The organism is Streptomyces sp. B21-105 (genome assembly GCF_036898465.1).
Taxonomy (GTDB): Bacteria; Actinomycetota; Actinomycetes; order Streptomycetales; family Streptomycetaceae; genus Streptomyces.
The window spans coordinates 7,422,203-7,440,006 of record NZ_JARUMJ010000001.1 but is presented as its reverse complement, the minus strand read 5'-3'; the positions used below and the strand labels follow the sequence as shown (position 1 = coordinate 7,440,006).

12 protein-coding genes and 3 pseudogenes are annotated in these 17,804 nt (G+C 68.7%); 10 read left to right on the top strand and 5 right to left on the bottom strand.

The features are described 5' to 3' along the window. The first annotated feature begins 226 nt into the window (after nucleotides 1-226). The 7 genes from QA802_RS33365 (at nucleotide 227) to QA802_RS33335 (ending at nucleotide 9,295) form a co-directional block, all read left to right on the top strand. Nucleotides 227-1,240, top strand: a complete 1,014-nt coding sequence (locus tag QA802_RS33365; RefSeq protein WP_334530632.1) for a hydroxyacid dehydrogenase — start codon at nucleotides 227-229, stop codon at nucleotides 1,238-1,240. Between the two features lie 209 nt (nucleotides 1,241-1,449). Further along, nucleotides 1,450-2,547: a LacI family DNA-binding transcriptional regulator gene (locus QA802_RS33360; protein ID WP_334530629.1), complete on the top strand. Its 1,098-nt coding sequence runs from the start codon at nucleotides 1,450-1,452 to the stop codon at nucleotides 2,545-2,547. 640 nt (nucleotides 2,548-3,187) lie between these two features. After that, nucleotides 3,188-4,519, top strand: a complete 1,332-nt coding sequence (locus QA802_RS33355; RefSeq protein WP_334530626.1) for an ABC transporter substrate-binding protein — start codon at nucleotides 3,188-3,190, stop codon at nucleotides 4,517-4,519. Nucleotides 4,520-4,529: 10 nt separating this feature from the next. Continuing rightward, nucleotides 4,530-5,414 (top strand): carbohydrate ABC transporter permease, encoded by an 885-nt coding sequence (locus QA802_RS33350; protein ID WP_334530623.1) that lies wholly within the window; start codon nucleotides 4,530-4,532, stop codon nucleotides 5,412-5,414. Further along, nucleotides 5,414-6,328 carry a carbohydrate ABC transporter permease gene (locus tag QA802_RS33345; protein ID WP_334530620.1) on the top strand — a complete coding sequence of 305 codons (915 nt, stop codon included), beginning with the start codon at nucleotides 5,414-5,416 and terminating at the stop codon, nucleotides 6,326-6,328. Before QA802_RS33350 ends, QA802_RS33345 begins: the two co-directional genes overlap by 1 nt. Further along, nucleotides 6,325-7,917 carry a glycoside hydrolase family 43 protein gene (locus QA802_RS33340; RefSeq protein ID WP_334530617.1) on the top strand — a complete coding sequence of 531 codons (1,593 nt, stop codon included), beginning with the start codon at nucleotides 6,325-6,327 and terminating at the stop codon, nucleotides 7,915-7,917. The genes QA802_RS33345 and QA802_RS33340 overlap by 4 nt, the downstream gene beginning before the upstream one ends. A 322-nt stretch (nucleotides 7,918-8,239) precedes the next feature. Beyond that, nucleotides 8,240-9,295, top strand: a complete 1,056-nt coding sequence (locus tag QA802_RS33335; RefSeq protein WP_334530614.1) for a LacI family DNA-binding transcriptional regulator — start codon at nucleotides 8,240-8,242, stop codon at nucleotides 9,293-9,295. 177 nt (nucleotides 9,296-9,472) lie between these two features. Here the strand turns inward: QA802_RS33335 and QA802_RS41735 are convergent. The 3 genes and pseudogenes from QA802_RS41735 to QA802_RS33320 all read right to left on the bottom strand — a co-directional run. Next, nucleotides 9,473-9,775 (bottom strand): annotated as a pseudogene (locus QA802_RS41735) (hypothetical protein); the annotation flags it as partial. Continuing rightward, nucleotides 9,705-10,402, bottom strand: a pseudogene (locus tag QA802_RS33325) (ThuA domain-containing protein). The pseudogenes QA802_RS41735 and QA802_RS33325, both read right to left, overlap by 71 nt. A 240-nt stretch (nucleotides 10,403-10,642) precedes the next feature. Continuing rightward, nucleotides 10,643-11,176, bottom strand: coding sequence for a DinB family protein (locus tag QA802_RS33320; RefSeq protein WP_334530611.1), 534 nt, complete (start codon nucleotides 11,174-11,176; stop codon nucleotides 10,643-10,645). 171 nt (nucleotides 11,177-11,347) lie between these two features. On the opposite strand from QA802_RS33320, the gene QA802_RS33315 reads away from it, so the two are divergent. After that, on the top strand, nucleotides 11,348-11,743 hold the full coding sequence (locus QA802_RS33315; RefSeq protein WP_334530608.1) for a VOC family protein: 396 nt from the start codon (nucleotides 11,348-11,350) through the stop codon (nucleotides 11,741-11,743). Nucleotides 11,744-11,825: 82 nt separating this feature from the next. Here QA802_RS33315 and QA802_RS33310 read toward each other — a convergent pair whose 3' ends face one another. After that, nucleotides 11,826-12,599: a helix-turn-helix domain-containing protein gene (locus QA802_RS33310; RefSeq protein ID WP_334530605.1), complete on the bottom strand. Its 774-nt coding sequence runs from the start codon at nucleotides 12,597-12,599 to the stop codon at nucleotides 11,826-11,828. A gap of 419 nt (nucleotides 12,600-13,018) precedes the next feature. Then, a complete protein-coding gene (locus QA802_RS33300) occupies nucleotides 13,019-14,362 on the bottom strand; it encodes a YihY/virulence factor BrkB family protein (protein ID WP_334530603.1) in 1,344 nt (447 codons plus the stop codon). Between the two features lie 123 nt (nucleotides 14,363-14,485). On the opposite strand from QA802_RS33300, the gene QA802_RS33295 reads away from it, so the two are divergent. After that, a complete protein-coding gene (locus tag QA802_RS33295; RefSeq protein ID WP_334530600.1) occupies nucleotides 14,486-16,135 on the top strand; it encodes an acyl-CoA dehydrogenase family protein in 1,650 nt (549 codons plus the stop codon). Nucleotides 16,136-16,439: 304 nt separating this feature from the next. Beyond that, nucleotides 16,440-17,734, top strand: a pseudogene (locus QA802_RS33290) (helix-turn-helix domain-containing protein). Nucleotides 17,735-17,804 lie beyond the last annotated feature (70 nt).

Genomic DNA, 17,804 nt, shown 5'->3' with positions numbered 1-17,804 from the left:
CGCGGGCGACCCACAACCTGAGTCCCGTCCTCGGAGACCGCGCGACCGCCGACACCGGATCCCATATGCGCTCCAACTGCGCGTCTGAGGTGGTTCTTTGCCGGGAAATCACTCGAAAATTTTCCCCCCGACGGTGGATCCCTCCCATCGATTGACCAGGCCTCTGCGTCAGATCTACGGTAGAAGACGCTTTCAGAAACCGTTTCCCACGCACCTCAGGAGAGTCATGCCCAGCGCCCAGCTGCCCAGGGCCGTGTTCGCCATGGATCCGGTGCACCTCCCGCTGCTGTTCCCCGCGCCGCTCCTGGCACGGCTGCAGCGGACGGCCGCCATCGAGCCGAGCCTCGTCGTGCGGGACTTCACCGATCCCGCCGCCGCAACGGTGCTGGCCGAAGCGGAAGTCCTGATCACCGGCTGGGGGTGCCCCCGACTCGATGCGGGCGTCCTCGCCGCCGCACCCCGGCTGCGTAGCGTCCTGCATGCCGCGGGCTCGGTCCGTTCGCTCGTCGGCGAAGTGTTGTGGGACCGACGGGTGACGGTGTCCAGCGCGGTCACGGCGAACGCCCTCCCGGTCGCCGAATACACCCTCGCGATGATCCTGCTCGCCGGGAAGGACGCCTTCGCCCACCGTGAGCGCTTCCGTCGTACTCACGCCCACCCGACACACGCGCAAACCGCTGCCACCGGCAACCTCGGCCGTCGCATCGGCATCATCGGCGCCTCCCGTGTGGGACGTCGTCTGCTGGAACTGCTGCACCCGTACGACTTCGAGGTTCTCCTCCACGATCCCTACCTGGACGCGGCCGAGGCCGCCGAGCTCGGCGCGCAGCTGCTCTCCCTGCAGGACCTACTGCGGCACAGCGACATCGTCAGTCTGCACGCGCCCGACATTCCGGAGACCCGTCACCTGCTCGATCGCGACCGGCTCGCCCTGATCCGCGACGGCGCCGTGCTGATCAACACTTCGCGGGGCGCCCTCATCGACCATGCCGCCCTCACCGACGAACTGGTCGCGGGCCGCCTTGACGCGGTCCTGGACGTGACCGATCCCGAGCCGCTGCCCGCGGACTCTCCGCTGTACCGATTGCCGAACGTGTTTCTCACGCCGCATATCGCCGGATCGCTCGGCAACGAGCTGGAACGACTCGGCCGCATCGTCGTCGAGGAGCTGGAACGCCTGGCCGAAGGGTTGCCGCTCGCCCATGAGGTGCGCCATACCGACCTTGCCCGGGTGGCCTGAAATCCGGTCTTCCTCCTGTTCCGGTACCGCGGCCGCAAGGGGTCGCCGGGGTTATCCACAGGCCGGTCCACCAGGACGAACATTGGGATAGCGTTCCCGCACCGACGGGGGGCCGGGCACGGCCGTCCCGTGATCAGGTCACAGAGGTCTCCGCGACCCGTGGCCTCCACAGCGTCCGTCATGGCGCCCACGACGGTAAGGAGCGCAACGTGAGTCAGAGCAGGACGACCGGGAAGCCTGGCCGGGTGACGATAAGGGACGTCGCGCATCACGCGGGTGTGTCCGTGGCAAGCGTTTCCCGGGTCCTTTCAGGCAACTACCCGGTCTCGGAGGACATCCGCAGCCGCGTGATGCAGGTGGTCGGTGACCTCGACTACGTCACCAACGCGCACGCCCGGTCCCTGGCCGGCGGTGGCACTCCGACAGTGGCGATACTGATCAACAACATCACCGGCGCAGCCTTCGCCCACGTGGCGAAAGGCGTGGAGGGCGCGGCCACGCTGCGTGGTTGGCTCTCGCTCGTCGGCACCACCGGCGACGATCCCGAACGCGAGCTCGCCCTCGTCAACATGATGCGCCAGCAGGGCGTCGCGGCGGTGGTCCTGCTCGGCGGCGCCTACGACTACGACGAGTACCAGTTGCGCATGGCCCGTTTCGCACGGTCCCTGGACGCTGCCGGGTCGCACCTGGTCCTGGTCGGCAGGCCGCCGTTGGAGGGCGATGTCCCTGCGACGACGGTCGACTACGACAACGAGTCCGGTGCCTACGCGATGGCCAGTCACCTGCTGTCGGCCGGCCATCGACGTGTCCTGGTCTTGCCGGGTCCCGCCGGACTGACCACGGCTCAGGGCAGGCTGAACGGTGCGCGACGGGCCTTCGAGGCCTACGGCGCGCGGTTCGATCCGGGGCTGGTGCGGCACGGTCCGTACGACGACGAGCACGGATACGCTGCGGTGGAGGCTGCCCTGCACGAGACGCCCGACTTCACCGCCGTGCTCGCCGGCACCGACATCGTTGCCGCCGGCGCCATGCAGGCGGTGCGGGCAGCGGGGCTTCGAGTGCCGGAGGACGTGTCGATCACGGGTTACGACGACATCCCGCTGGCGTCCCAGCTCACGCCTCAACTGACCACGGTGCACGTGCCGTACGAAGAGATGGGACGAGTCGCCCTGCGCGCGGTGGCCGATCGCCGGGAGGGCGTCGGCGCCACCGTCCGGCGCAAGGGCGGCGACGCCGAACATCTGATCCTGGGCACCCACGTCGTCGTACGGGATTCCGTGCGGCCACCGAAAAAACGCCGACGGTGAAACGCCGGCCGGCGAACCGTGGCAACGCCGCGTGCCGGCACCTCAACGCTCTTAGCACTGCCAGACAGAGCCGCACCTCACGTCGCGGCTCCCCAGTCCCGCGACCTCACCCGTCAAGCGGGGTATCGCCGGACACCGAGGTCGCCGCACCACGCATAGCACCTCCGCATCGCGTCACTCACTCGGGCGCTTGTCGGACGCCAACTCCGTCCCGCGGCAGGGCGACCGGCGACGTGAACGGCCGGCATTATCCCCTGGAAGCACCGCAGACGGCATCGGCTCAGACCGATCGAGCCAGAGTTTCGTAAACGGTTTCTAACGGGTGTCTTGCTCCGGGCCTCCCCGGAGGCCCGGCCCCGCATCCCACTTCCGAGCCGTCAGCCGCATCTGAGCTGCACCGATTCATATCGTTGCAATGCTCCGCGAGCACCTCGCCCATTCTCGCCCATCCCACACGCACAACATTTCCCTGCCCGCCCCCTTGATCTGGCCGGAGCAACCGGCCTACGGTCACAGCAACCGGTTTCTACCGCTTCCGCTTTGCCGACGTCGTCCGGCCTCACCGCCGCCGTTCCCGGCCAGTACTGAGCCGCCGTTTCCCTCGTTCCGAGACACCCACTTCCCGAAGGATCACGGTCAGATGAACTCCAGCAGCCCCCGGAGAAGGTTCGCCCGCGCCGCCGTGGCAGGTATCGCACTGACAGGTCTGCTCTCCGCCTGCGGCGGATCGAATGACGGGGACGCCTCGGCGTCCGGCCCGGTCACCCTCCCGTTCTGGGGATGGGCCAACGGGCAGGAGGCGGTCATCGAAGCGTTCAACGCCTCCCACAAGGACGTCCAGTTGAAGTACACCAAGGTGACCGACCAGCTGACCATGCAGAAGCAGCTGACCAACGCCGTCAAGGCGGGAAACGCTCCCTGCCTGGTGCAGAACACCGCCGAGTACGTGACCAGCTGGGTGTCACAGGGCGCGCTGGCCGACATCACGCAGTACGTCGGTTCGAGCAAGGACAAGTTCAACGCGGGGTCATGGACCGCGGGACAGGTTCAGGGCAAGGTGTACGGGGTGCCGACCAGTTCGGCTCCCGCGTTCACCATCTACCGCACGGACATCTTCACCAAGTACGGTCTCCGGGCCCCCACGACCTGGGACGAATTCATCGCCGCGGGCAAGCAGCTGAAGAAACACGGTGTCGAGATCACCAACTTCGCCGGCGAGGATCCCAGCACGCTCGAAGTGCTCGCCATGCAGGCGGGAGCACACTGGTACGCCATCGACGGATCGTCGTGGAAAGTGAATTTCCAGGACGAGGGAACCCTCAAGGCCGCCCAGGTGATCCAGGAGATCATCGACAACGACCTCAACTCCAAGCTCTCCTTCGCCGACTACGCAGCCGTTCAGCGCAATTACGACGACGGCGGCACCGCGACGCGACAGATATCGACGTGGCAGATGGCCGGCATGGTGCAGAACTTCACCAAGTCCCTCGGCAAGTGGGCGCTGTCGCCGTGGCCGACGTTCGCGGGTGAGGCGGCCAAGACGCCGGCGGGCACCAACCAGAGCGGCGGCCTGACCTTGGTGACGGAACAGTGCAGGCACCAGCAGCAAGCCGCGGAAGCAGCGTTGTGGATGTCCACGGACGTCGGCGCGGTCACGACGATGGCGGACCCGGCCACGGGCAACGGTGTGATGCCCGCGCTGGTCGACAGCCACCCGTACGTCGCCGAGGCGATCCCGGAAAAGTTGCTCGGCACGAACTATCAGCCGGCCCAGCAGGTCGTGAAGGACAGTCTGAGCACGGTGACCACCGACTGGACCTTCGGCCCCAACTGGACCGCCATGTTCACCGAGATGCAGGCCGGCTGGGCCAAAGTCGTCAACAAAACGCAGAGCGTCACCGACCTGCTGGCACACATGCAGCGGTGGACCGTCGACGACCTGAAGTCCCGCGGCATCAGCGTCAAGGGCTGAGGCGCAGAGGATGATCCGTTCACTGCGTTGGAAGGGTGCCGCATTCACGGTGCCCTTCCAACTCGGCTTCGTGTTTCTGTATCTGGTGCCGATCGGCTACGCCGTCTACCAGTCCCTGTTCCGCACCCATCAGTCCGGGCTGGGGCTCGGTGGCGCGACGGAAGAATTCTCCGGTCTGGACAACTACCATCAGGGTCTGACGGATTCGGCGTTTCTGGGCTCCATCCTGCGCGTGGTGCTGTTCGCCGGGGTGCAGATACCGGTCATGCTGTCGATCAGCCTCCTGCTGGCACTGCTCCTGGACGCACTGACGTCGCGTGCAGCAAGCCGGTTCCGGATCCTGCTGCTGGTCCCCTACATGATCCCCGGGGTGGTCGCCGCCATCGTGTGGATCAACCTCTACAGCCCCGACGTCGGTCCGCTGACCCCATTGGGCGCACTGTTCGGCGCCGACTGGAACTTCTTCGCTCCTTCCATGGTCTGGCCGTCGATCGGGAACCTTCTCACCTGGCACGGCATCGGCTACAACATGGTGATCATCTACTCGGCACTTCAGGCGGTTCCCCGCGAGTTGTTCGAAGCTGCCAGGCTGGACGGCGCTTCGGAGATCCGCATCGCCCGCAGCATCAAAGTTCCGTATGTCAGAGAGGCGCTGGTCCTGACCGGGCTGCTCTCCGTCATCCAGATGCTGCAGATCTTCAATGAGCCGGCGCTGTTCCGCAATGTCACACCGCAGACGGTGGACGACAGCTTCACACCCATCATGATCATTTACAATCAGGCGTTCAACGCCGGCAACTACCACTACGCCGCGGCCCTCTCCGTGTTGCTCGCGCTGATCCTGGGCGTCGCTTCCTTCCTCTTCTACCGGATGACGTCGAAGGAGGCCGACTGATGACCCTCACCAAAGACCGCGCACCGAAACACATGACGCTGGTGGTAAGCCGCCGTACAACGGCCGATCCGGCGGCTCGTTCACGCGGCGGGCAGCGCTTCCTACTCCTGGGCCTGATGCTGGCAAGCGCTTACAGCCTGTTTCCGGTGTGGTGGCTGATCGTCGCCGCCACTAAGGACCGTGCGGGGCTCTACCAGAGCAACGGTCTCTGGTTCTCCGGCATGCATTTCTGGGACAATCTGCATCAGCTGTTCACCTACTCGGACGGCATCTTCCTGCGGTGGACCGCGAACTCCCTGCTGTATGCCGGTGTCGGGTCGCTCGGCGGCACCCTGATCGCGCTCGCAACCGGTTACGGCCTGGCCCGCTTCGAGTTTCCGGGGCGTTCCCTCGTCTTCGCCTGCGTAGTGGGGTCGTTCCTGATTCCGATCGCCCTGCTCACGTTGCCGCTGTATCTGCTGTTCTCGGAGATCGGCCTCGTCGACACGCCGTGGGCGATGCTGATCCCCTGCCTGATCAACCCGTTCAGCGTGTACTTGGCCAAGGTGTACACCGAGGCGACCATCCCCTTCGAACTGCTCGAGGCGGCGCGCCTCGACGGCGCGGGCGAACTGCGCATCTTCACAAGCATCGTGCTCAGGATGATGACGACAGGAGGCGCAACCGTGTTTCTGCTGGCCTTCGTCAACACCTGGAACGCCTTCTTCCTGCCGCTGACAGTACTGCGGGGCGAGGAGAACTGGACGCTCAACATCGGCCTCTACAACTGGAGCGGCAAGCGCCTGGAATCAGGGGTCGACCTGTCCAGCCTGGTACTGACCGGCGCGCTGCTGTCCATCGTCCCCATGGCGATCATGATGGTCGCGATGCGTCGATACTGGCGGACAGGCGTCACCTTGGGGGCGTTGAAGTGACGGTCCTGCGCAATCCGGTGATCCGCGGCTTCGCACCTGACCCTTCCTTGATCCGGGTCGGAGACTGGTACTACGTGGCGACCAGTTCCTTCGAATGGTTTCCGACGATCCCTATCCACCGTTCCCGCGACCTGGCGCATTGGGAGTACGCGGGTCACGTACGCGGAGCTGCCCCAGGAGGCACGCTGTCCGGCGTTCCTGACTCCGGCGGCATCTGGGCGCCGTCCCTGAGCTGGGACGGCAAGCGGTTCTGGGTCGTCTACTCGGTCGTACGGTCCATCGGTACGCCGTACTTCGACCAGGACACGTACGTGACCACAGCCACGGACGTGGCCGGCCCCTGGACTTCGCCGCGCCGCGTCGCCAGTCACGGTTTCGATCCCGCCCTCTTCCACGAGGGGGGCCGGCTCTGGCTGCTCAACCTGCAGAACGACCATCGTCCCGGCGGTCGGCGCTTCGCGGGGATCGTGCTGACGGAGCTGAACCGTGAGACGCTCACCCCGATCGGCGGCACCCGCCTGCTGCTCCAGCACGAACGGCTGCTCGAGGGGCCGAAGTTGACAGCACACGGCGGTTGGTATCACCTCATCCTCGCAGAGGGTGGAACCGGTTTCGAGCACGGAGTCCGAACGGCTCGCAGTCGTAGCATCTCTGGGCCCTACGAGCTCGACGAACATCCCCTCCTCACCGCACGCGACGATCCGAAGTCCCCGTTGCAGAAGGCAGGGCACGCGGAGTTGGTGGAGACGCCCGACGGAGCGTGGTTCATGAGTCACCTCACGTCTCGTCCGCTGGACACCGCGCAGGGCCCGCGCTGCACTCTGGGGCGGGAGACCGCGATCCAGGCGGTTGTCTGGGACGCACAAGGCAGGCCCCGGCTCCGGACGGGTGGCTGGCACCCCTCGGTCGATGTCGACGGGCCCACGCCTTCCGCGGCAAGTCCTCACCGGGCAGTCCGCCACGATGCGCTGGGCTGGCCCTGGAGCACGCTGCGCGAATCGCCGGACCCGTCCTGGGCGGATCTCGTCTCGCGCCCGGGCTGGATCCGTCTGCGCGGACGGCACGGTCCGGAGTCACGCTGGGCGCAGAGCCTGCTCGCGCAACGCATCACCGAGCACTGCGCCACCGCGTACGTCACCGTCCAAGCGGCCCCGACGACCTTCACACAGGCTGCGGGTCTGATCCTTCGCTACGACGCCGAAGCTTATATCTCACTCGAGCTGACCTGGGCGGAACCCGCGGCCGAGCCGCAACGCGGACAGCAATGGCACAGCACGGGGCGGACCGTGCTCAGTCTCGTGGAGCGCGACGAACGGGGTGCGCGGCAGGCCGCGGTCGTGGATGTGGACGCGCGCGCACCGATCACGCTGGGGGTGACTGTCGACGGGACAGAAGCACGTTTCTGGCACGGGCCCAGCGAGGCTCGGACACCGGTCGGCCCGCCGATGGACGCCGGCCGGTTGTCGGACGACCACGGCGGGAAACTTCGTTTCACCGGCACGCTGGCCGGGATCCACGCCCGAGATCTGGTAAACGCGTCCTTCACGGCGGACTTTCGACACTTCCGGCTGACCTGCAGGGAGAGATGAAGCGACCGCCGACCGTCGCCTCCCGGCGTCCTCACCGCTGTGGACGTGTCGATAACGCCGGTAACGCCACCGCTCCGTGTAGCGGCCGAGCTGAGCACTCAGGCCCACGCGTTTCGGCGTTTCGGAAGCATCGAAGCACTGTCGACTCGACGGCCCGAAGGACAACGCTCATGATCTAGCGTTTCCCGGTGTCTTCACGCCGCGCTGAGCCGCATCTAGGATAGCAAGCGCTTTCTGTGAGCCGCCTGTTCGGGGATCGGCTCCGAAACGGCGCTGGTCGAACTTTCGCTGGCCCTCGGGCGGGCCGGAGAGGTGGTTCCCGATGGTGCGCACGGTGAGTGCGAGCGCGAGTACCGGCGTGCCGGCCGGGCCGACCCTGGCGGTCGTGGCCCGGGAGGCGGGAGTGTCGGTGCCGACCGCTTCCAAGGTGGTGAACGGCCGGGAAGACGTCGCTCCGGAAACCCGACGCCGGGTCACCGAGGCGCTGGACCGGCTCGGATACGTGCGCAGGCCGCGCTTCGACGCGACCAAGCCGACCAGGCTGGTCGATCTCGTCGTGCACTCGCTGGACAGCTCATGGTCGGGCGCGGTGCTGCACGGCGTCGAGGAGGCGGCGCACGACGCGGATCTGGACGTCGTGGTCTCGGCGGGCCTGTCCCGCACTCGCGCCGGCCGTCCGCAGCGCGGCTGGCTCGACAAGCTGACCGCGCGCGGTTCCGCCGGAGTCCTGTTCAACCTGGCCGAGTTGGCGGACTCGCAGTACGCCTGGCTGGAGCAGCACCGCGTCCCGTTCGTGATGATCGACCCGGTGGTCGAGCCGCCGCCCGAGGTGGTCTCGGTCGGTGCGGCGAACTGGCAGGGCGGGGTGACTGCGACGCAGCACCTGCTGGAACTCGGGCACGAGCGCATCGCCGTGATCGCCGGACCGCGCCGCAGGATGTGCAGCAGCGCCAGAATGGCGGGCTACCGCTCGGCGCTGGCGTCGGCCGGGGCCACGCACCGTCCCGAGTACCTTCGCGACGGCGACTTCGACGAGTCCGTCGCTCACCGCCGGATGCACGAACTGCTGGACCTGCCCGTACCGCCGACGGCCGTCTTCGTCTGTTCCGACCGCATGGCTCTGGGGGTGTACCAGGCGTTGGCGGAGCGGGGGTTGAGAATTCCTTGCGACGTCAGTGTGGTCGGTTTCGACGATTTGCCGGAGTCCCGATGGACGACGCCCGCCCTCACCACCGTGCGGCAGCCGCTGGCGGAGATGGCGGCTACGGCCTTGCGGCTGCTAGTGCGGATGATGGACGGAGAGCGCCCGGAGGGAACCCGAACAGAGCTGTCGACGCGACTCGTCCGACGGGCAAGCACGGCGCCGCCGCCGGACTGACGGCTCGTCCGCCCGGCGCGGCTCTCAGGCCGGCACTCGGCCCGCGCTGTTTCCGTGCTCATCCCACCTCCATGGCGCCGCACCCGGGCCGTTCACACACGCACGTCAGCCTTACCGAGGCAGCTTCCGGGCGCCGGGCTCACACCCCCGCGTTCACCTCAGCCCACTTGTCGTCCTTCATGCTCGCTGTTTCCCGATTGCATCCCGCCTCTTCCGCGGCAGGGCGGCGACGGGCGATTGTGGCCTTCCCGCAGGCTGTGACGGTGGACACCCACCGTGCAGGGCGTCCGACGGGGGCAGCCGACCGTCCGTCCGTTTCAGTTCGGTGAGGGCGCAGTGCACGGCCTTATGGGCCGCGAACAGACAGGGGGTGCTGTAGATCGCGACGTTCACCCCGAGGTCGGACAGTTCACGCAAGGAGAGCCGGGGCGACTTGCCGCCTGCGATCTGGTTGAAGAGCAGCGGCTTTTCGCCGACCACCGCGCAGCCCGCCGCGCAGGTGTGCAAGGAAGTCGGGATTGCGGTATGCCTCGACCATGTGGCCGAGAGCGGTGTAGAAGACGCGCCCTCGCCCCTGTTCACGGCACCACACCAGTGGGTGGTCGTTGCCCAGCCCGCCGCCTTCGTACGACGTCTCGTCAGCGACGGCGAGGACGCGCACCCGCCCACGGGGGTTGGAACAGAAGTCGTACCACTCGTCGATGAAGTCCCAGACGGCCGGCAGGGAACGGGTGGCGGGGTGGTCGTGGTCCTCGATCACCGCCTTGCCGGGCTGAAGTGCCGGATGCCGGGCGAAGCGTGCCCCGAGGAGTTCGCCGTAGGCCGGCCAGTCGTACTCGGTGCACGCCGCCGCGTGCACCCCGACAAAGCCGCCGCCCGCCTCGATGTAGCCGGAGAGTCGGTCCCGCCCCGGTGGAGTGAGCACCTCGCCGCTGGTGGAGAGGAAGACCACGGCCGCGTACCCGTCCAGCGGGGCTTCGAGTGCCGCCGGGCCTCCGTGTGATCGACGACGGACTCGCCCAGACCGCGCACTGCGGCGACGGCGGCCGGGATGGAGTCGTGGCGGTAGGCGGCCGTGCGACTGTAGACGAGCAGACGAGCGTTCATGCGCATGAGCCCAGAGTGACGGGGCGTACGTCTCGGGAGCTGATCAGGGCGGGATGTGCGGCAGGTCTCGGGGTTCACCCGGCGGAGCGGCCCCGACGCCGGACGCGTGTCGGGGCGGGGACCGGGAACTTACCTGCCCACTCCCAGGGTTACGGCAACGGCAACGACGGGGAGATGCGCCGGCGTTGCCCGACGGCAGCTTGCGGGGGTGGCGGCTCGCCGACGCGGTTCGCCGTATCCTCAGTCGACCTGCGAGACCGCCCTCAGCAGGTGCAACTGTCCGATCTCCGCCACGTTCTTCATCAGTTCGGCGTTCACCCAGGTCAGCAGGTGCGCCACCGTGTACTGCGGGTTGTTCGGCAAGGGAAGGGTCGCGGTCCGGTCGAGGTCGGCGTCGACGAGGCGGTCGACGGCGGCCGCCCACTCCTCACGCAGGCCGCGCAGCCACGAGACGGCCGGCTCTCCTACGCCCGGCCAGCGGATGTCGCCGCGCTCTCGCGGAGAACGGTCCAGCAGGTGGTCCGTGGCTACGCTCAGCCACCAGCCGAGGTGCCAGCTCACCCAGCCGGCGGTCGGGACCGGCACCGGGTCGGGTTCCGTGTCCGCCCAGTCGGGCGTCCATCCTCCGGCTCCGTCCGGATGGAGAGTCCAGGATCGCGCCACGGGCTCCCAGAGGAAGTCCTCCGGCTCCAGCCGATCCAGGTGGTACTCGAAGAGTGCCCAGGTGAGATCGAACTGCCAGCTGAGAAGTTCCCGACGGCCGAGGATGTCCATCAGTTCAGCCTGGCACGCGCGGGAAACTGCGAGAAATGGATTTCCGGAGCCGGCACGTCCTGAAGTCGTTTCCGCAGCCGGCCGACCCCGGGAACGATCTCCCAGGCCCGTCGGTCCGACGTGTCCGTTTCTTTCAAGACCGCTTGTGGCGACCTTGCCTACCGTGGCCGTATGACTCCACGATTCGATGCCATCGGCCTGGTCGTCTCCGACATGGCCGCCTCCGTCATCTTCTACCGTCGGCTGGGATTCGCCTTCCCCGAAGGCTCCGAAAAGCAACCGCACGCCGAGGCCGACCTGCCGGGCGGGTTGCGGCTCCTGCTGGACACCGAGAGCACGGTGCGTTCGTTCCACCCGCAGTGGCGAGCACCGTCGGGGGGCGGCCGGACCTCGCTCGCGCTTCGCTGCGACACCCCGGAGGAGGTCGACACGGTGTACGCGGAGGTGGTGGGCGCCGGTCATCGGGGCGAGCTGAAGCCTTGGGACGCGTTCTGGGGCCAACGGTACGCCGTCGTGCACGACCCTGACGGCAACGGCGTCGACCTCTTCGCGCGGCTGGATCGGTAGGCCCGTACCCCGGATCATCCAGTGCCGTATCGGCGGTTCGCCAGGGCCGAGCCGCCGGATCCCCAGGCCCGCCCCTGCTGGATCAGTAACCCGCCCTGAAAGGTTGCGAGGGTGCTTCGTCCGACCTTGCCGGAGGCGCTGGGCCCAAGGGGGCCGTTCGCGGCGTTGCCGCAAGTCGTCGGCGCAGCAGCAGGTCGCCGAGTGCCGCCCCCGTGAACTCCCTTACCTCCCGGGAGAGATGCGCTTGGTCGGCGTATCCGGCGCGGGCCGCGGTGTCCGCGTACGGCATGCCCTCCCGGGCCATCGCGAGAGCCCGCTGCAGGCGCAGGATCCGGGCCAGTGTCTTGGGTCCGTAGCCGAAGGCGTTGAGCGAGCGTCGGTGCAACTGGCGTGCTCCGATGCCGAGTTCGTCAGCCGTCGCGGCCACCGGACGGCCGGCGGCGAGGAGGGCGACGAGACGGCGCAGTTCCGGGGCGGGGGGAGCCGCGCGTTCCAGAGCCAACGACTCCAGTGCCATCGCCGGTCGGAGCGCGGTGGCGACCCGGTCGGTCAGGCACCGCACCTCGGGTGCCGGCCACAGATCTGCCAACTCCACGCGCCGGTCGCGCAGTTCGTGAGCGGGTACACCGAGGAGGGCAGGCGCGGCACCCGGGAAGAAGCGGATGCCCGCCCAGGGCGCCGGCGGTCCGTCGGGTACGTGAGCCCGGGTGTCCGGCCCGGCGACCAGCAGTCTGCCCTCGCTGTACAGCAGGTCCATGCAGCCGTCGGGCAGGACGGGAAACGCGCGGGTCGACGGCGACGGCGCATTGGTCCACACCACCGCCCCGGCCAGCCGGGAGACCCGCTCCTCGTACACGTATGCCAGCCTACGCCGCAGGAGGGGACGGCTTCGTCACGCCGCTGCGGCGCCCTCTGCTGCCTGCCTCCGCGACGCCCTCGTCCGGTGTTCCCGGGGGACGCCCTACACCCGCTTGAGGGCGGGTGTAGGGCGGGAGAACGCGCTTCCGTAACCGCTCTGGCGGCCGATCGCGCCGATGGTGTCCTCGATGTCGCGCAGTCGGTCGGCGGCGAGGACGGGACGTCGGCCGGCTACGTAGGTTTCGGTGTCGCGCCGGAGGAAAGCTCGTTCCTGGTGAAGGTTCGGGTGCTGCTGGGCGGATGCAACGCCTGCCTCTCGGAGGGCGTTCAGAAGGTGCTCCGGCCGCGCGACTTTGCGGCGTTCGCGAGGGAGGCGGCAGAAGCGGGGGCTGGAATTCGTAACACCTTTGTCCAGGGTCACTGTCCGGGTGGCTGTTCCTCACTGTTTCCGCCGGTTGGCCTGGCTACGCTGTTTCCCTCGTTGCCGCCCATACCGCTGTTGCCCGCGTTCCCGCTGTTTCCGCGGCTCACGCTGTTTCCGGTGTTTCCGCGGCTCACGCCGCTCACACCGTCTCCGTCGGATGCGTCGTTTCCCCTGCTCGCGCCGTTCACCCCGTTCACGCCGTTTCCCTTCGCGGCGCTCTTCACATGGGCCCGGAAGCGTCCCGTCACGTCCTCCGGGGGAAGGAAGCGGGACCACCGTTCGGGGAACTCGGAGGGCATGTCGGGATCGTCCGGGTCGTCGTCCTCGTAGGAGCGGGCCGCGGCCATGCGGGCGACGTACTCCGCGGCCTCCTCCTGGCGCACTCGTTCGTTGGCCGCGCGGGCGGCGGCCGTCGCGGCGGCCGGCCAGACCCGGTCGATGGCGGCGTTGACGGCGGCGCCCACCAGGACCGCGAACGCGGACACACCGATCCACAGCAGGACGGCGACGGCGGCCGCGAGGGAGCCGTAGATGGTGGCGCCCTCGATGGTGCTCGTCAGATAGATGCGCAGCAGGAAACTGCCGAGCACCCACATGGCGAGGGCGACGAGCGCGCCGGGCACGTCCTCGATCCACGGGGACCGGACGGGCACGGAGACGTGGTAGAGCGTGGTCAGGAACGCGATGGACAGAACGATCACGACCGGCCAGTACAGGACCTGCACGACGGTCGTCGACCAGGGGACGATGCGGACCACGGCGTCCGGTCCGGCGACCATCAGAGGCAGCGCGACCGACCCGATCAGCAGGGCTCCGACGAACAGCAGGAAGGCGACCAGCCGGGTCTTGACGATGCCGCGGACGCCGTCGAGACCGTACATGACGGTGATGGTGTCGATGAAGACGTTCACCGCGCGCGAGCCGGACCACAGCGCGAACAGGAAGCCTATGGAGATGACGTCGGGGCGTCCGCCCGTCATCACGTCGTCGAGGATCGGCTGCGCGATCTGCCGGACGCCCTTGTCGGACAGGACCGTGCGGGAGGCGTCGAGGAGGTTGGCCTCCAGGCTGGTGATGGTGTCGGTGCCGGTCCAGTCGTCGACGTAGCCGAGCAGACCGATGAGGCTGAGCAACAGCGGAGGCACCGAGAGCAACGTGAAGAAAGCGGCTTCCGCAGCGAGACCGAGGATGCGGTACTCGATGCACGAGTTGACGGTGTCCTTCAACAGCAGCCAGGCGGTCCGCCGCTTCGAGACGTTCCGGTAAAGGGCACGCGCCCGGTGGAGACGCCCCGCGGGGCTCCCGGGTTGCTCGGGTGACTGACTTGCTGGCTGCACGCCCTAAAGGTATCCGCCGTTCGGGGCTGCACTCACCTCCGGCAAGGCCTCTTCACCGGGTCGGGGAGCGGCGCGCGGCCCGCTGACGGTCATGACCGACGTGCCCGGGGGTAGGTTCGGGCCATGGCAGGCAGCACGCACACGGTGACCAACCAGCCCCCGCCCCTCACCGGATACGACGTCTACGGCGCGGACGAAACGCTGGTGGCGGCCGTGGAAAGGCACCTGGATCCGGAACTGCTCGACGAGGTGCGCGGCGAGTTGTCGGCGCTCGGGCGGGCTGCGGGGTCGGCGCAGGTGCAGGAGTGGGCGATGCAGGCCGATGCGCATCCTCCGGAACTTCGCACGTTTGACCGTCACGGGCACCGTGTCGACGAGGTCGACTTCCACCCGGCGTGGCATCGGCTGCTCGGCAAGGGTGTGGGGGCCGGGCTGACCGGTGCCTGGGGGCGGCCGGGCGGGCATGTGCGGCGGGCGGCGGGGTTCCTGGTGTGGACGCAGGTCGATGCGGGCACCTGCTGTCCGCTGTCCATGACCCACGCGGCGGTGCCCGCGCTGCGCACCGATCCGGTGCTGGCCGCGGAGTGGGAGCCCCGGCTGACGTCCTCGGTCTACGACCGTGCGCTGCGGCCGGCCCGGTCGAAGGCTGGTGCGTTGTTCGGCATGGGGATGACGGAGAAACAGGGCGGCAGCGACGTCCGGGCGATCACGACGGTCGCCACCGCGCTCGCCGGGGACGGGGCGTACGAGCTGACCGGGCACAAATGGTTCTGTTCGGCGCCGATGTCGGACGGTTTCCTGGTGCTGGCGCGGACGGCTCACGGCGGGGGTGGCGGCGGGCTGACGTGTTTCCTCGTTCCGCGCGTTCTCGAAGACGGTTCCCGGAACGTGTTCCGCCTGCAGCGGCTGAAGGACAAGCTGGGCAACCGGTCCAACGCCTCCGCCGAGGTCGAGTTCGACGGGACGTGGGCGCGGCGGGTCGGCGAGGAGGGGCGCGGGGTGCGGACCATCATCGACATGGTGGCGGCGACCCGGCTGGACTGTGTGCTGGGGTCGGCGGGGCTGATGCGGCAGGCGGTGGCGCAGGCGGTCCACCACTGTTCCCATCGTGCGGCGTTCGGCGGAAAGCTCGTCGACAAGCCGCTGATGCGCAATGTGCTGGCAGATCTGGCGCTGGAGTCGGAGGCAGCGACCACGCTCGCGCTGCGGCTCGCGGCGGCCTGCGACGACGGGAGCGAGCAGGAGCGGGCGTTTCTCCGGATGGCTGTTCCGGCGGCCAAGTACTGGGTGACCAAGCGCTGTGCTCCAGTTGCGGTGGAGGCGGCGGAATGTCTCGGCGGAAACGGTTACGTGGAGGAGTCGGGGATGCCCCGGCTGGTGCGGGAGGCGCCACTGAACTCGATCTGGGAGGGTGCGGGCAACGTCCAGGCACTGGACGTGCTGCGGGCGCTGCAGCGGGAGCCCCAGGCGTTGCACGCCTACCTCCACGAGGTGGGCTTGGCGCGGGGGGCCGACCATAGGCTGGACGGGGCGATCAGGGATCTGTTGACGGACCTGGCCGATCTGGACGGGGTGGATGGGCGGGCCCGGCGACTGGCGGAGCGGTTCGCGCTGGTGCTCCAGGGGTCGCTGCTGGTGCGGTTCGCGCCGCCCGAGGTGGCGGACGCGTTCTGCGCCTCGCGGCTGGGCGGGGACGGGGGCGCGGCCTTCGGGACGTTGCCGCACCGTCTGGATCTGGCGGCGCTCGTCGAGCGGGCCGCTCCCCGGGAATGACGCCCGGCTCGGGAAAGTCACCGAAACAGGAAGCGGGGGTGGTGCTGCGCCGACACGGCACCACCCCCGCCGCAATGGCCCTGCGAGGCCAGCATCGCCGCTCGGGACGGCGTGGCTCAAGTTTCAAACAAGCTGTGGGTCTTCACCAGGGTTGCAGGGGGTTGCAACTTGTCGGTGGTGGTGACCGGAGTATGCCCCTCCGTCACGCGTGGACGGCAAGATGGGAGGTCCCAGTAAGACCGGAAACAGTCGGCGCAGGCGCTTGACACCCGGTTCTCGGCCTGCGTCCAACCCGGGAGGTCCAGTGGCGATGCCACCGATGAACGTGCCGCAGCTCGCGGCCGTCGACGCCGCGCGGGCGGCGCGGGTGCTCAACCAGGTCCGTGACGCCCGGCTGGCCGGGCAGCGGGTGCGCGTCGCCCCGCGTCCGGTGATCGAGCAGTCCTGGGAGCGCTTGCTGCGCAGCGGCGTCGATCCGGAGCGTGATGTCCGGGCGGGGTTGCTCACCTCCGACGAGGTGCGGCGGCGGCGCGAGGAGTCGCCGCTGCGCGAGGTGCTGCCGGTGTTGCGGGAAGGGTTGCTGTCGGTCGCGGACGTGGCTCACCACATCATGGTGGTCGCCGACGGGGAGGGTCGGGTGTTGTGGCGCGAGGGCTGCGGCCCGGTGCTGCGCAAGGCCGACGGGCTCGGTTTCGAGCTGGGCGCGGACTGGGGCGAGGCGGTGGTGGGCACCAACGGGGTCGGCACGCCGGCGGTGGTGCGCCGGCCCGTGCAGGTGTTCGCGTCCGAGCATTTCGTGCGCTCGCACGCCGCCTGGACGTGCGCGGGAGCGCCGATCACCGACCCGCGCAGCGGCCGGCTGCTGGGCGTCGTCGACGTCAGCGGGCCGCTGGAGACGATGCACCCGGCCACCCTCGCGTGGGTCGACTCGGTGGCCAAGCTCGCCGAGTCGAGGCTGCGCGAGAAACACCTCGGTTCACTGGAGCGGCTGCGCGCTGTGGCGGCGCCGGCGCTGGCCCGGATAGGCGGCCGGGCCGCAGCCGTGGACGGCGAGGGCTGGACGGCCGCGGTGACCGGGATGCCGTACACGAGCCGGATCGCGCTGCCCAAGTCGCCGTCCCCGGGGCGTCGATGGCTGCCGGCGCTGGGTCTGTGCACCCTCGAGCCGCTGGCCGGGGGCTGGCTGGTGCGGTCGGTGGACGAGGCGGCCGGGCGGCGGCAGAGCGGTGCGACCCGGATCGTGCTCGACCTGACCAGGCCCCGGCGCTGGTCGGTGACGGTGTCGGGGGACGCGGGCTCGTGGTCCCACGAACTCAGTCCCCGGCATGCGGAATTACTGTATCTGCTGGCGGCGCAGCGGAGCGGGCGCAGTGCGGCGGAGCTCGCGGAGGACATGTTCGGCGACGCGGACCGTACGGTGACGGTACGGGCCGAGATGTCCCGGGTGCGGCGCTACCTGGGGGGATTTCTGGAACACCGGCCGTATCGTTTCTGCGAGGATGCCGACGTCGACGTGCTGCTGCCCGCCGATCCCGGGAGTTGCTGCCCCATTCGACGGCGCCTGCGGTGGTCAGAAACAGGACGTCGTCACCGTCGTAACGGCGATTCATCCGGGTTCTTGCGACAGCGTCTTCCGTTTCTTACTACAGCGTCTTCCGCATATTTGCAC

Coding starts and splice junctions, on each gene's coding strand:
- QA802_RS33335 (WP_334530614.1), top strand. CDS start 8,240: ATGGTGCGCACGGTGAGTGCGAGCGCGAGTACCGGCGTGCCGGCCGGG.
- QA802_RS33345 (WP_334530620.1), top strand. CDS start 5,414: ATGACCCTCACCAAAGACCGCGCACCGAAACACATGACGCTGGTGGTA.
- QA802_RS33320 (WP_334530611.1), bottom strand. CDS start 11,176: ATGGACATCCTCGGCCGTCGGGAACTTCTCAGCTGGCAGTTCGATCTC.
- QA802_RS33365 (WP_334530632.1), top strand. CDS start 227: ATGCCCAGCGCCCAGCTGCCCAGGGCCGTGTTCGCCATGGATCCGGTG.
- QA802_RS33355 (WP_334530626.1), top strand. CDS start 3,188: ATGAACTCCAGCAGCCCCCGGAGAAGGTTCGCCCGCGCCGCCGTGGCA.
- QA802_RS33350 (WP_334530623.1), top strand. CDS start 4,530: ATGATCCGTTCACTGCGTTGGAAGGGTGCCGCATTCACGGTGCCCTTC.
- QA802_RS33315 (WP_334530608.1), top strand. CDS start 11,348: ATGACTCCACGATTCGATGCCATCGGCCTGGTCGTCTCCGACATGGCC.
- QA802_RS33295 (WP_334530600.1), top strand. CDS start 14,486: ATGGCAGGCAGCACGCACACGGTGACCAACCAGCCCCCGCCCCTCACC.